Here is a 14,235-nt window from a genome sequence, read left to right as displayed (position 1 = left end):
TCACTTTTTGGTTGATCGCTTTGAGCCTGCCGCAAATGTTTGGGAGGCTCCCGAGTTCTCCCAGCAAATTATTGTAGCGGAGGGCCTGGTTCTCTGTAGTGGAGACCGGTTCATTCACGAGGTGGATCAATTGCCACCTACTACTGCTATCTCAAGCCACTATCTCGGCGAGCTGGGAGGTCGCAGTTGCGGTGTTAGAGTACTTTCAGCTCAGTTTGAGATTCATGGGCATGACTGGCGTAACCTGCGTAGTCTGCTTACTTCGACAGAGGAGTATCTATTTGCTTTAGCTGGCCGAGCTCTGCAGGTGGCTTATTGGGATCGAGATCACCGCTTTTGCGGCCGCTGCGGCACAGAAACCCATTACCATTCTCTAGACCGGGCCAGGACCTGCCCAAATTGTCAGTTGACGGTTTACCCAAGAATTTCTCCTTGCGTAATCATGTTGGTTACCCGTGGGGAGGAGTGCCTACTCGCTCGCCATGCCAATCGAAGAAATATCACCTATACCGCGCTGGCTGGATTTATTGAACCAGGTGAAAGTGCAGAGCAGGCTTTAAGGCGAGAAGTCCGAGAGGAAGTTGGACTTGAGGTGGGAAAACTCAGGTACGTCGGTAGCCAACCCTGGCCTTTTCCGGGGCAGTTGATGTTGGGATATCTGGCAGAGTGGCAGGGGGGGGAGCTATGCCCCGATCCAAATGAGATTGAGGAGGCTCAGTGGTTCCACTATCGTTCGCTGCCAGCTATTCCGCCAGTGCAAACTTTATCTGGACAGTTGATTCATACGTTTTCCAATTTATTGGCAGGCGGATTGAAGCTGTAGATCTTCCGTTTTTAAGGAATTGGCAGAGAGGAGTTAAGTATCATCATGTATATCGTGATCACCTTCCTAATAGCGGTAGTGGCTCTGTTCCTCGTCTTTTGGGGAGCGAGGGTACTATTGAGTGGCTCTTGGGTGACGGGTTTTTTGCGCGGCTCTGTAGGGCTGGTTTTCTTTGGTTTGGCCCTTTGGATCGTTTTGGTTGCTGCGGATGTATACAGTTATCGAAATCTAGGTAATGAGCATAGCGTTGGCGTTGTGTCATTTAAAAAGATCGCGGAGCAGCAGTTTGAAGTGAAGTTTTCTGATGCCGATGGTATTTCGCAAAAATTTGAGCTGTATGGAGATCAGTGGCAATTGGATGCCCGTATGCTGAAGTGGCAAGGCCCATTGATACGCTGGGGTATCGAGCCAGCTTATCGCCTGGATCGCCTGAGCGGTCGTTATCTTACCTTGCAAGACGAAAGAGTACGCGAACGCTCTGTGCATCAAATTGATGGCACAAATTATGGGGTTGATATTTGGCAGTTTGTACGAGGGTTTGATAAAAATCTTCCTTTCGTTGATGCCGTCTACGGGAGCGCAACCTTTTTGCCCATGGAGGATGGTGCAGTTTATGAGGTGCGTATCAGTCACAGCGGCTTGTTGGCGCGACCATTAAATCAGCAGGCGACCACTGCCTTGGATGGTTGGCAGTAGGGCGGCTAAATAATTTTTAATTTGCATGGCAGCAATCTGGAGTATAAGTGGAATTTTTAATTGAATACGGCCTGTTCCTGGCAAAAATAGTAACTGTTATCGTTGCTCTGATGGTGTTGATAGGTTTTATTTTTGCTAATCGAGAGCAACTTAAAGAGAGGGTGCAGGGACACATCAGTGTTACTCGATTGAATGACCGCTACGAGCAGTTTAAAGAAACTCTGCTCGAAGCCGTTATGGAAAAACACGAGTTTAATCAGCGTAAAAAGCAGCTGGCAAAGGATAAGAAAGCTGAGGAAAAAGCCCTGGCTAAAAAGCATAAAGCGGCGGCCAAAGAGAAAACCTCCAAAGAAGGCAATCTAGGCGGTGAGACGAAAGAGCCACAAGCTGATGCCCGTGAGGCAGAGAAAATCTCGGATTCGACAGATGAGCGCAAGCGTATTTTTGTCACCCACTTTAATGGCGACATCAAAGCCAGTGAGCTTTCGCGTTTGCGGGAGGAAATTACTGCAATTCTTCAAGTTGCAGAGGCTGGTGATGAGGTGCTGCTCTGTTTGGAAAGCCCCGGAGGAATGGTGGCCAACTATGGTCTGGCCGCAAGCCAGTTGGCACGTGTACGCAGTGCGGGCATTCAGCTCACTATTGCAGTGGATAAAGTGGCGGCAAGTGGCGGTTATATGATGGCCTGCGTGGCAGACAGAATTCTTGCCGCACCTTTTGCAATGTTGGGCTCTATCGGTGTTTTGGCGCAGCTGCCTAACTTTAATCGCTTGCTAAAGCGTCACGATGTGGATTATGAGCTTTTCACTGCGGGTGAGTTCAAGCGCACAGTAACCATGTTCGGAGAAAATACTGAAGAGGGACGTGAGAAATTCCAGAGTGATCTGGAGGAAATACATGTACTTTTCCAGCACTTTATCAGTGAGTACCGCCCCAACTTGGATGTTGCCAAGGTTGCGACAGGAGAAGTTTGGTTTGGGCAAAAGGCTCTGACAATGGGCCTTGTGGATGAGTTGAAAACATCTGATGAGTACCTGACAGATTGTGCTAAACATGCTGACCTGTTTCAGGTGGAATACAAAGAGAAGAAAAATATCGCCAAGAAAATGGGGTTGGCTGCTGAGGCCGGGGTAGAGTCGGCCCTGACACGTCTATTCTCAAGATTGAGCGCATGGCGTCATCACGCCCAGTAAGAGATGTCGACAAGGGCAATTTATAGGGAAGTTTGTCATTAGGATAAAGCAGGCATGAATAGTTCTCAGGAAAGGGAGTTCCGGGCCATTAGGGTGGAAGAGGTGGCCGCTGGAAAATTTGATCAGCTACTGGTGAAGCGACATCTCCGAGATTTGCCCAGTAACCCCTTGTTGCTTAGAGTTTCCTATTCCTCTCTGAACTACAAGGATGCTATGTCTGCATTTGGAAACCGCAGTATTACCAGAGAGTACCCGCACACTCCAGGGATTGATGCCGTAGGCTCGGTGCTCGAAGACCAAAGTGGTAAATTCACGCCAGGAACTGAACTCTTAGTCACAGGTTATGATTTAGGCATGAATACCCCCGGTGGCTTGGCGGAGGTTACTGCTGTTCCCTCTGAGTGGGCTCTACCGCTTCCTGAGGGGCTCAGTGCCAGGGAATCTATGGCGCTTGGTACTGCTGGGTTAACCGCTGCCCTCTGTGTGGACCGGCTATTGGAGGCTGGAGCCATGCCAGAAGATGGTGAAGTATTGGTCAGCGGTGCTACTGGAGGAGTCGGGTCAATTGCGGTGGCGCTGCTGGCAAAGTTGGGCTTTCGAGTAGCTGCGGTGACCGGGAAACTTGAAGCGGCAGACTTTCTCGCTGAATTGGGTGCTTGGAAGGTACTTGATCGAGATACTTTAGCGCCATTTGCCAACAAGGCCATGGCTAAACCCTTATGGGCTTGGGCTGTAGATACAGTAGGCGGGGAAACCCTTTTTAATGTGGTTAAATCCCTAGCATACGGTGGTGGTGTAGCGGCATGTGGTATGGCTTCGGGCGCACAGTTTCATGCAAATGTATTCCCTTTTATTTTGCGAGGTATCAGTCTGCTGGGCGTTGATAGTGTAGAGCTGCCAGTAGAAAAGAAAGCCGCGGTTTGGCAAAAGCTAGCTGGCCCATGGTATATCGGCGATAAGCTAAAACTTATTGCGGAAGATATATCACTTGAACAGGCACCGGAATTTCTGGCACGGTTACACCGAGGCCATGGCATCGGCCGCTATGTCGTTAATATGGCACTTTAGATCTCTTGAGTATTTCAGAGTTTATTTGGAGAAAAAATTACAGCTGAACAGGCGAATGACAGTCATCTGCCTCTTTATATAAGTAATGGTGTTTGTCTGTGCCTGTGCTTTTCAATAGCCTTATAGCCAGTAGCGTGATTTATAGCCTGTTTCTGTTGGAAGATGACAGTGTCTCAAGGTAACGAAAAGTCCCTGATTCCGGTGCAGAACAGCGCGTTAGTACTCTCGGGTGGTGGCGCCCGTGCTGCTTATCAGGCCGGGGTTCTCAAAGCCCTAGCAGAAGTTGTGCCCGAAGATAACGCGCGCCCTTTTAAAATTATTTGCGGCACATCTGCTGGCGCTATGAATGCCATGATGCTGGCCGCTCACCCAGGTACATTTAAAGAAGCGATCGAGAGTATGTGCTCGGTGTGGATGAACCTGAGTGTGGAGCGGGTGTACCGCACTAGCTGGTTTAGCTTAATTAGTAATTTATTGTCTATTAGCCGTTCGCTGTTTAATCAGGGTGTTGGGAGAGAAAAACCTCTTGCACTTCTCGATAATTCCCCCTTGCGTCAGCTTTTACTGGATGTAATTAATTTCGATAATATCCAAAAAAATATCGACGCAGGCCATCTACACGCAACTTGCATTAATGCGCTTTCATATAGTGAGGGCGAGTCGGTGAGCTTTTATCAAGCTGCGGATGGTGTGAGAGGTTGGCAGCGCTTTCGCCGGTTTGGAGTTTCCACCCGCTTGACGGTGGATCACCTGCTCGCCTCATCTGCAATCCCCGCAATTTTTCCTGCAGTAAAAATCGACGATATTTACTACTGCGATGGTGCAATTCGTCAAATGGCTCCCATCAGCCCGGCCTTACACCTTGGAGCTAAGCGTGTCTTTATCGTAGGTGTTTCCGATAACCGCTCTCCAGTTCACTGGGGTAGTCGGCGTAGCAATAATCAGGTTCATTCTCCCTCAATGGCCCAGATTACTGCTCAGTGGTTCAATGCTGCTTTTATTGATAGCTTGGAAGGGGATTTGGAACATTTGGATAGGGTTAATACCTTACTGGATTCTGTGGAAGAAGATAAATTTGCCGATCTCTCTCCTCTTCGGCCAGTAGAATCCGTGGTTATTGAACCATCGCAGAGTCTCGCCAGATTGGGAGGGAGAAAATTAAAGTATCTACCGCCGGCGTTGCGTTGGTTATTTCGCTCCACAGGTGCGACGCGGTCTGGAGGCGGAGTCTCCGCGGCAAGTTACTTGCTTTTTGAGCGGCCCTATATTGAGGAGTTGATTGAGCTTGGCTACCAGGATGCAATGTGGGAGAAAGATAAATTGCGCTATTTCTTGAGGCCTCAGCCCAAACTTGAGGTGGAGCGAAGAGGCCTCTTTGGTTCACGTAAAAAGAGTATCGAGGATCAGCTTGGGCAGGGAGATGTTTCGTCGTAATTTGGATTACCTGCTAACGATTTGAATTAAGTGTGATTTCTATTTAGGATATCTCGCTCGAACACAGTGTTTCTTGGTTTTCTAATTTTATTCCCTTTGCTTCAGTGGTTGAGTGCATCAGACCAGCCAAATGTCTGCAGAAGCTTCATGAACTTTCCTCGTGGTTCGGCCTGTAATACTAATAATTTTTGACTAGCTGGGTGCTGTAATTCTAATTTTACGGCATGTAGTAACAGTCTCCCACAATTAAACTGCTGAGAAAAAAAATGGTTGTGGGAAGATTTTCCATATTTGGGGCAACCAATTAAGGGGTGGTGAATATGCTTGAAGTGTCTGCGGATTTGATGTCGGCGACCAGTTTTCAGCTGAATTTCTACCAGTGAATATCGGCTGGTGGGATAGCGATCCACCTCATAAGGTAGTTCTATGGTGGCGAGCCGCTGAAAGAGGGTGATGGCCTCCTGGCGGGGAAGCTCTGACTTGGGGCGTTTCCTCTGGTGTTTAAAGTCTGCTACCGGTGGGAGTGGGTAATCAATGGTCTCCTGTTCGGGGCAGTATCCGCGGCAAACAGCAAGATATTTCTTTAGGGAGCCCTTACCTTCCAGTTGATGTTGGAGCTGAGCGGCGACCGCACTGCTTTTGCCAAAAATAATAACTCCAGATGTAGGCTTATCTAGTCTGTGAACTGGGTATAAATGATAACCACTTAGATTGCGGAGGTGCTGTAGGAGGATACGTGTCTCGTGACGGTCTATCTCGGAACGGTGAACGAGCCAGCCTTCAGGCTTATAAGCGGCAAGCAGGTGTTCGTCCTCATAGATAATCTCTGGTTCACAACTCATGGTTTGATCTGATACAGGCTCATATGTCGGCTGCTTAGTGTATTGCCGAAACGTAGTGATTGCATATAAAAAATGCCTCAGTTAATTGGTTATTAATACCTGATAGTAACTTGTTGAGAAAAAATACTAAAAAGTAGTTTAAATTTAGGTTGACTTATTACGGCTAGGCAATAAAATTTGTCACATAGTTTGTTGCCGGCATGAGTTGCTTAAAGCTGGCATTTTTTATTAGTTATTTCTTGATTGACGTGGAACGCAGCCACGAAGGAGCCATGAAATGCGAAATGTGGATATTAACAACCTGTTTTTTTGATCGCTTTTCATGTGCATCTGCTTGAAAAGTGATTGAGCTTTTCAAGCCAGAATTCTCTAGAGCCCTGGCATTTGCCGGGGCTTTTTGTTTGGGGCTTTGGAGAGCTTTTAATGATTTATTGGATCAATCCAAGGACTCTATATGCCTGTAAAAATTGTGCTAAATAAAAATGCACAGCAAGGTAGTGTGCCGGTAAAAATATATACCGATGAAATCGAGCCGCAGGCCTTGCAGCAGCTAAAAAATATTGCTCAGTTACCAATCGTACACTCCCATATTGCGGCAATGCCGGATGTACATTTAGGAAAAGGGGCAACCGTTGGTTCTGTGATCCCAACAGTAGATGCGGTTATTCCATCAGCGGTAGGGGTGGATATTGGCTGCGGAATGAATGCAGTGCGAACTTCGTTACATGCCCATCAGTTGCCTGACAACCTGAAGGCATTGCGGGAGGCCATTGAGGTGAAAGTACCCATTGGACAGGGTCGTCACAAGATGATCAGTGCCAGGGAATCTGCCTGCAAACTTTTAGCTCCCGGTGTGGATAGGTTGTTTGAAAAACATCCTGGGCTACTAAAAAGGCTGCATCAGCCACAGAAAACTTGGGTTACCCAGATGGGGACCCTGGGTGGCGGCAATCATTTTATTGAAATTTGTCTGGATGAAAATAATGCGGTTTGGGTGATGCTGCACTCAGGCAGTCGAGGTGTTGGCAATGCTATTGGACAGCACTTTATCCAGTTGGCTCGAAAGGATATGGCAGGACATATACGTAATCTGCCAGATAAAGATTTGGCTTACTTTTCCGAAGGTAACCACCATCTTGATGATTACATCGAGGCGGTAAGCTGGGCCCAGGAGTACGCTAGAGTTAATCGGGAGGAAATGATGAAGTTGGTTTTGAATTGTCTCAAAAATCATCTGCCAAAATTTACGCTCACCAGTGAGGCAATCAATTGTCATCACAATTATGTAGTGCGCGAACGCCATTTTGAGCAGGATGTTTTTATTACCCGTAAAGGGGCGATCAGTGCGAAAAAAGATCAGCTGGGAATTATTCCAGGCTCAATGGGAGCCAAGTCCTATATTGTGCGTGGACGTGGTATTGCCGAATCATTCCACTCATGCGCTCATGGAGCTGGCCGCAAAATGAGTCGTAGCGCAGCGCGCCAGAGGTTTACCAGGCAGGATCTTGAAGAGCAGACTAGGGGTGTTCAATGCCGTAAAGATAAGGGAGTGATTGATGAAATTCCGGCGGCCTATAAAGATATAGATCAAGTTATGGATAATCAGTCAGACCTTGTCGAAGTGGAGCATACCCTGCGTCAGGTAATATGTATTAAGGGGTAGACTTCTAGTTTGTAGCAGTTTTGAAAAGGAGTTATTTGATGTGGCATAAGCCGGTTACTTGGCTGAGACTAGCAGGAAAATACCTTGACTGTTGGCACTTGGCTGCCAAAATTTTCGATAAAGGAGAATGTATATGAAAAAAAATCCACCTAAGGGGAGTGGGAGAATTCGCAATTATATCGCGCGTAATCCACTTATGGGGAAGGGTGGTGCGCACGTTAAAGCAAAGTCAGGAAAACGTTTTTTAAATAAACAAAAAATAAGGAAGGAGGTGCGGGAGTGGAGGGGCTCCCGCGATACTTACTCTCTTGTAGTTGCGATTCGTTTTATTTTGCCACTGACTCTTGCCGGTTTTTAGGTTCTGCCTTCTTCAGGCCATCCGGGGAGCGCTTCCAGGTACACCCACTTTTTTTTGTAGAGTTTGAACAGGGATACTTCATGAATTACATGTTCCTGCTCATTTTCTGAATACCACGCCTTAAACTCTACCACCGATCTCTTCAGGCCAGCTTTGCTTTTAATAACCTCCAGTCTCGTCCACTGGGTCTCCAGGTCCTCCTGGCAAAGATCTGGACAGGTGTCTGGATGCCAAGTTTTGCGCAGATAGGCCAGGTTTCCCATCGCATAAGCGCAATAACGGCTGCGCATCAGGTTCTCTGCAGTATTGGGATAGGCTTGCCCAGAGAGGAAGAGGTTGCAACAGCTCTGAAATTTCTTACCTGAGCCGCAGGGGCAGGCGTGATCCGTCATAAGTAACTCCGTAATCGGGGGCGCTCACTTTCACTGGTTCGGTCAGCGCGTTTCGTAAACACTTTTTAACCTTGCTTGACGGTGACAGAGGGTAGCATAGCTTGATCTTTTGCTGAGGAGCGTTAAGATACCGACCAGCCGGTTGGTTTGTTGGGTAATCCCGGGAGGTTATGTGTCCAGAGTCGATAAATCTGCCATTGTCCGTGCTGCCGAAGAGGTGGTGCGAGAGAAGGGGGCACGCAAGCTCACTCTCGATGCAGTGGCTACCCAGTGCGGGTTAAGTAAGGGTGGTTTAATTCATCACTTCAGAACCAAACAGTCTCTTCTCAAAGCGATGTTGGAGGCAGCGATTGCCAGGGAAGATGCCAGTGCTGAAGCTTGCATCAAAGCTGGCGGTGACTTGTTGACCTCTCGGCTGAGTTCCATTTTTGAACTAATGGAAGATGATGAAGGCTTGCCCCGTTCATTGATTGCAGCAGTAGCCGAAGATCCGGCGCTCCTGGAACCAGTTAAGGTTAAGGAGGCTGAATTGCGCAGTGAAATCTCCCAAACCTACAAAGACCCCGAGTTTGCACAGCTGTTGATTCTCGCAGCCCAAGGTATGTTCTTTGGGCGTGTGTTGGGTGTGGTGGAGCCAGAAGATCCGATGCTCACCCGTTTACGCGAACGTTTGTTGATGCTTTCTGCAGATCTCACCTGATTTTTTTCTTAAACACGCTTTTTGGATGACGAATATGAAATTGTCGGTAAGTTCTCGTGCCCCACTAGCCCTGCTTATGGCAGCGGTGGTCATTCTTGCGGGTTGCTCCGGCTCAGAGAAAGAAGAGCAACGTGCTGAGCGGTTGTGGCCGGTGAAAGTGGCCACCGTTCAGAGCACCAATAAAGTAGCAGATCGACAATTTGCAGGCAGGGTAAAAGCTGTGCAGAGCGTGGACCTTTCTTTTCAGGTTGGCGGTAAGCTCGATAAGCTAAATCTTCGAGAGGGCGAAATCATTCCTAAAGGCACTTTGATTGCCGAGCTTGACGATCGCGATTACCGACGCCGGGTAAAGGAAGCCCGGGTAAATGTAGAGCTTCTGGAGAAAACATTGAATCGACAGCGCTCACTGGCAAGTTCGAAAGTGATTTCCCAGCAGCAGCTTGATGAAACTGAGAGTAACTTTGACCTTGCCAAAGTAACTCTGGAAAGAGCGGAACAGGATTTAGCTTATACCAAGCTGACGGTCCCCTTTGATGCGTTGGCAACACGGCAGCTTGTCGAGAATTACACTAACGTTCAGCCCGGCCAACCCATTGTGCGCCTACAGAATATTTCTGAGGTGCGTATACAAATTTCTGTGCCGGAAAAAATGTTGGCTACTGTCAACGAAGAGCAAATAAGCTCAGTGTTAGCGGAGTTTGAATTTCTTCCGGGTGAGCAGTTTGCTTTGCAATACCGTGAACACCAAGCGGAAGCCGACAGTGTTACCCAGACCTACGCGGTGGAACTGGGGATGCCGCGACCGCAGAATGTTCAGATCCTTCCTGGTATGACTGCCCGAGTGACGGTCAAAATGAAAGAGAGCAGCGGAGATTTTTGGATTCCTCTGGCGGCGGTGCAGAGCAATAGTGAGGGGAAACCCTATGTCTGGCAAATTAATGAAGATCAATCGGTTTCCAAGGTTCAGGTGGCTCTTGGCCGTACCAATGGTGAAGCCGTACAGATCACTAAGGGCTTGTCAGCAGCGATGAAGTTGGTAGCCGCGGGCGGTCAGCATCTCTATGACGGTGCAAAAGTTCGCAATTATGTACAGCACTAATTTTTTGCTTGAGAGCTCTGGCCCTGTAAACAGGGGGGAAATGTTGTGAAGATTTCTGACACATTTATCGAAAAGCCGGTTTATAGCTGGCTACTGATGTTGATTTGCCTGATCGGCGGACTCTGGGGGCTTTCGGATATTGGCCGCCTTGAAGACCCTGCCTTTACCATTAAAGAAGCGCGAGTGTATACCTTCTATCCCGGCGCCAGTGCACAAAGGGTGGAAGAGGAGGTTACTGAAAAGCTTGAGGTCGCTATCCAGCAAATGGGACAGCTGGATAAGGTTTCCTCTACCTCTAGTCCGGGAATGTCAGAAATCCGTGTAGAAATTAAGGATCAATACGCCTCCGCAGAACTGGCTCAGGTATGGGATGAGCTGCGTCGCAAAGTTAATGATGCCCAAAGTGACCTTCCAAGTGGGGCATATCCCTCGGTGGTTAATGATGACTTCGGTGAAGTCTACGGTATTTATTATGCGATTACCGGTGAGGGTTTTTCCCTGACCGAAATGCGTGAAATCACCAAAGTGATTCGTCGTGAATTGCTCGGTGTTGAGGGGGTGGCGAAAGTTTCCCGTTCTGGAATCATTGATGAAGTCGCCTATTTGGATATTGATGAGTCCCGACTCGCTCAGTTTGGTTTCTCTCTCGATGATCTAGCCCAGGTTCTGCAATCGGAAAGCTCCACACAGAAAGTTGGAGAAATCGGTGGTCAGGATTTGCGCACCCGCATCGTAGTGGATAATCCTGCAAGTGACTTGGAAGCAATCCGTAATATTCTTGTGGGTGTACCTGGTTCAACGGCAATGTTGGCCATCAGAGATATCGCAGATATCTCCCTGGGTTATGATGAAAGCCCTAGCTTTATCGCCCGTTATGATGGAAATCAGGCGGTATTGCTTGGTATAGCGGGAGCTGAAAATACCAATATTGTTAATGTTGGTAAGGCTGTAGAGGCCAAGCTTGAGGAGATAAAACAGGCACTGCCGCTGGGGGTGGAAATTCACCCGGTTTATGCCCAGCACCAAGTGGTAGAAGAGAGTGTCGATGGCTTTCTGTTTAATCTCGTCTCTTCAGTTGTGATCGTTACCCTCGTACTCTGTGTATTTATGGGCTGGCGCTCTGGCGTGGTGGTGGGTACCGTGCTTGGTCTTACGGTTCTGGGTACCGTATTAATCATGAACCTGTTTGGTTTGAACCTGCAGAGGATTTCTCTTGGTGCCCTCATTATTGCCATGGGTATGTTGGTTGATAATGCTATCGTAGTTGCAGAAGGCATGTTGATGGGGGTTCAACGAAATGAGGAGCCCAAGAGCGCTGCCAGCCGGGTAGTGCGCCAAACATTCTGGCCGCTTTTGGGGGCCACTGTAATTGGTATTATGGCTTTCTCTGGTATTGGACTGTCTGATGATGCCACCGGTGAATTCCTCTTCTCGCTGTTTGCTGTGATTGGGATTTCATTGCTGCTCAGCTGGATTCTCGCTGTAACTGTAACGCCCTATTTGGGGTATCACCTGTTCAAACCCGGTAAGAATTCAGATTCTGAAGACCCCTATAATGGTCGTTTTTACAACATGTATTCCGGTGCCTTAGCAGGAGCATTAAGGCATCGTGGCCTTACCATCGGCTTACTTGTTGCCGTTACATTAGTAAGCTATTTTGCTTTTGGGTTTGTAAAGCAGGGATTCTTCCCCAACTCCAATGCACCGCTGTTCTATGTGAATTACTTCTTGCCACAGGGCAGTGATATCAACCGTACTGATAAGGCTCTTCAACAGGCAACAAAGTATTTTAAAGAGCAGGATGAGGTGGTTTCGGTAACGGCTGTAGCTGGTCGGGGAGCCGATCGCTTTATGCTCACTTATGCTCCTGAACCGCCCAACGCTTCCTATGGTCAGCTAATTGTTCGCACTGAGAATCGCGAGCAGATCGCTCAACTGATAGAGAGGGCAAAGGCGCAGTTACGTGAAGAGCAGCCTGAAGCATTGATTACCTTTAAGCGCCTGGTGTTTGGCCCTGGTGGTGGTGCCGATGTGGAAGTGCGAATTTCTGGTCAGGATTTTCAGACCTTGCGTGCGCTTGCCGTAGATGTTGAGCAACAGTTTCGCGAGAAGGGCCTGGAAGATATTCGCCATGATTGGCGCAGTAGAGAGCCGACTATCCATGCCCACCTTGATGATGAGCGGGCTCGCGTAGCTGGTGTCACGAATACCGATATTAGCCGGATGATTCAATTTGCCTCTGCCGGTTATACCGTGGGTGATTTTGAGAGCGGCGATCGTATTATCCCTATTATTGCGCGAATGCCGGAAGGGGATAGGAATCAAGTGGGTTCCCTGGAGGATCGTTTGGTCTGGAGCCCTAACGAGCAAGGGTATATTCCGGCGGGACAGTTGATCACGGATTTTGAGGTTACTGCGGACGAGGGCCTGATCCAAAGGCGCGATAGGGTTCCGACCATCACTATCAGTGCCGATGCTCCGGAAGGTGTTACTGCTATGGCCGCGTTTGGGAGAATTCGTCCCTGGGTAGAAAGTATGCAGTTGCCACCAGGCTTTAAAGTGGAATTTGGTGGTGAGTATGAAAGCTCTACCGATGCACAGAAGTCACTGGGTAAAGGCTTGCCGCTTGGCTTCCTAATCATGATCCTGGTATCGATCTTGTTGTTCGGTACTGTACGTGAACCCGTGATCATCTGGTTGGTAGTTCCCATGTGTTTGGTGGGCGTAGTTGTAGGCTTGTTGGCGACGGGGCTGCCTTTTGGATTTATGTCACTTCTTGGTGTATTGAGTTTATCCGGAATGCTGATTAAAAACGCTGTGGTTTTGGTCGATGAGATCGAAGTACAAACACATGCGGGCTTGCCAAGACTCACTGCTATTCAGCGTGCTAGCGTAAGTCGCTTGCGTCCGGTCTTCCTTGCAGCTGTGACCACTATTTTAGGAATGTCGCCACTGCTATTTGATGCTTTCTTTGCGGATATGGCCGTAACCATTATGGGGGGGCTAGGTTTTGCCACTGTGCTTACGCTGATTGCTATCCCTGTTTTCTACGCGGTCTTCCACAAGGTTAAACCTAATGAGGTGGAAGGTAATCTAGATGAGATGAATTTAAAGTCGCAGCCAGCCCCTGCTAAAGAGGTTGTCTCTGTATAGTGCGATGAGCCTGCGTTGATCGTGGGTAATTCGAGATCCTGCGCAATGCCTTTTTGAGTATTGCGTGGGATCATCCTTCCTTTCCCAGATACTAGTGGTTTCTAACTGCCTCCGTTGCGCCGGTTCATACACTTATCTTTTCCTTTCGCTGTTTGTAGGTAATTAATGGTTTCGTTTTTACCTCAGTTTGAACCGGTACATACAATCCCGATCAGTTTTCTAGTAATCTAAAGATCTGATTTGATTGGTAGTTGATGTATGAGTGTTCGGTCAATTTCAAGATTTTGTGTGTGCTTCTTTTTATTTTCTTTCAGCTTTTCTGCTCTGGCGATTAGTTATGAGAGATCAGAGTGGTTACCCAAGTGGTCTGATACAGATAGGGATTGCCAAGATACCCGACATGAGCTGTTGATACGGTACTCCCTTTCGCCAGTTACTTATACTCGCGCCAACGGCTGTAAGGTGGATACTGGGTTGTGGCTAGATCCTTATACCGGCAATTTTTACAGCAAAGCTTCTGATCTGGATGTGGAGCATATTGTGCCCCTTAAGTGGGCCCATGATCACGGAGGAGCTGGGTGGAGCCGTGCAAAGAAAAGGCGCTTTGCTGAGGATATCGATAATCTCTGGTTGGTGGATGATGGCCGCAATCAAAGTAAAGGGCACAAAGGGCCTGATGAGTGGATGCCACCCTATGCGCCCGTCGGTAAAATATATGTTCAGCGATTTATTTCTATCGTAGAGAAATATGGATTGAGCCTGAGTCGAGATGAATCTCGCAAACTACGCACAATAGCGAGTGAGGGCTAGCCAG

At 48.2% G+C, this 14,235-nt stretch carries 13 protein-coding genes; 11 read left to right on the top strand and 2 right to left on the bottom strand.

Translation table 11 applies throughout. The annotated features are described in order from the left end of the window. The first annotated feature begins 7 nt into the window (after positions 1-7). The 5 genes from nudC to ACJJI0_RS07770 all read left to right on the top strand — a co-directional run bounded on the left by nudC (position 8) and on the right by ACJJI0_RS07770 (position 5,214). Entirely contained in the window at positions 8-823 is an 816-nt protein-coding gene (nudC, locus tag ACJJI0_RS07790) for an NAD(+) diphosphatase (RefSeq protein ID WP_444885409.1), read from the top strand. A 45-nt stretch (positions 824-868) separates the two neighbouring features. Further along, positions 869-1,519, top strand: a complete 651-nt coding sequence (locus ACJJI0_RS07785; RefSeq protein WP_444885408.1) for a cation/multidrug efflux pump — start codon at positions 869-871, stop codon at positions 1,517-1,519. A 47-nt stretch (positions 1,520-1,566) separates the two neighbouring features. Beyond that, positions 1,567-2,712, top strand: coding sequence for a protease SohB (sohB, locus tag ACJJI0_RS07780; RefSeq protein ID WP_444885407.1), 1,146 nt, complete (start codon positions 1,567-1,569; stop codon positions 2,710-2,712). A 54-nt stretch (positions 2,713-2,766) separates the two neighbouring features. Further along, the gene (locus ACJJI0_RS07775) at positions 2,767-3,780 is read left to right on the top strand and encodes a YhdH/YhfP family quinone oxidoreductase (protein WP_252085393.1); all 1,014 of its coding nucleotides are present in this window, start codon (positions 2,767-2,769) and stop codon (positions 3,778-3,780) included. A 168-nt stretch (positions 3,781-3,948) separates the two neighbouring features. Beyond that, on the top strand, positions 3,949-5,214 hold the full coding sequence (locus ACJJI0_RS07770) for a patatin-like phospholipase family protein (RefSeq protein ID WP_444885406.1): 1,266 nt from the start codon (positions 3,949-3,951) through the stop codon (positions 5,212-5,214). Between the two features lie 101 nt (positions 5,215-5,315). Here ACJJI0_RS07770 and ACJJI0_RS07765 read toward each other — a convergent pair whose 3' ends face one another. Beyond that, positions 5,316-6,056, bottom strand: coding sequence for a pseudouridine synthase (locus ACJJI0_RS07765; RefSeq protein ID WP_252085395.1), 741 nt, complete (start codon positions 6,054-6,056; stop codon positions 5,316-5,318). A 454-nt stretch (positions 6,057-6,510) separates the two neighbouring features. Between ACJJI0_RS07765 and ACJJI0_RS07760 the strand changes: the two genes are divergently transcribed. After that, positions 6,511-7,719 carry an RtcB family protein gene (locus ACJJI0_RS07760; RefSeq protein WP_444885405.1) on the top strand — a complete coding sequence of 403 codons (1,209 nt, stop codon included), beginning with the start codon at positions 6,511-6,513 and terminating at the stop codon, positions 7,717-7,719. Between the two features lie 133 nt (positions 7,720-7,852). Beyond that, positions 7,853-8,077 (top strand): hypothetical protein, encoded by a 225-nt coding sequence (locus tag ACJJI0_RS07755; RefSeq protein ID WP_444885404.1) that lies wholly within the window; start codon positions 7,853-7,855, stop codon positions 8,075-8,077. Here ACJJI0_RS07755 and ACJJI0_RS07750 read toward each other — a convergent pair. Then, positions 8,074-8,469, bottom strand: a complete 396-nt coding sequence (locus ACJJI0_RS07750; RefSeq protein ID WP_444885403.1) for a YchJ family protein — start codon at positions 8,467-8,469, stop codon at positions 8,074-8,076. The two genes, ACJJI0_RS07755 and ACJJI0_RS07750, sit on opposite strands and share 4 nt — an antisense overlap. A 172-nt stretch (positions 8,470-8,641) precedes the next feature. Between ACJJI0_RS07750 and ACJJI0_RS07745 the strand changes: the two genes are divergently transcribed. The 4 genes from ACJJI0_RS07745 to ACJJI0_RS07730 all read left to right on the top strand — a co-directional run bounded on the left by ACJJI0_RS07745 (position 8,642) and on the right by ACJJI0_RS07730 (position 14,231). Beyond that, the gene (locus ACJJI0_RS07745) at positions 8,642-9,169 is read left to right on the top strand and encodes a TetR/AcrR family transcriptional regulator (protein WP_444885402.1); all 528 of its coding nucleotides are present in this window, start codon (positions 8,642-8,644) and stop codon (positions 9,167-9,169) included. 34 nt (positions 9,170-9,203) lie between these two features. Further along, positions 9,204-10,268 (top strand): efflux RND transporter periplasmic adaptor subunit, encoded by a 1,065-nt coding sequence (locus ACJJI0_RS07740; RefSeq protein WP_444885401.1) that lies wholly within the window; start codon positions 9,204-9,206, stop codon positions 10,266-10,268. Between the two features lie 45 nt (positions 10,269-10,313). Continuing rightward, entirely contained in the window at positions 10,314-13,421 is a 3,108-nt protein-coding gene (locus ACJJI0_RS07735; protein ID WP_444885400.1) for an efflux RND transporter permease subunit, read from the top strand. 258 nt (positions 13,422-13,679) lie between these two features. After that, positions 13,680-14,231: an HNH endonuclease family protein gene (locus tag ACJJI0_RS07730; RefSeq protein ID WP_444885399.1), complete on the top strand. Its 552-nt coding sequence runs from the start codon at positions 13,680-13,682 to the stop codon at positions 14,229-14,231. The last annotated feature ends 4 nt before the right edge of the window (positions 14,232-14,235 follow it).

This window comes from Microbulbifer mixtoriginis (SeqCode), assembly GCF_052466695.1.
Note: the sequence above shows the minus strand (reverse complement) of the source record. Positions and strands in the feature narration are given on the sequence as shown.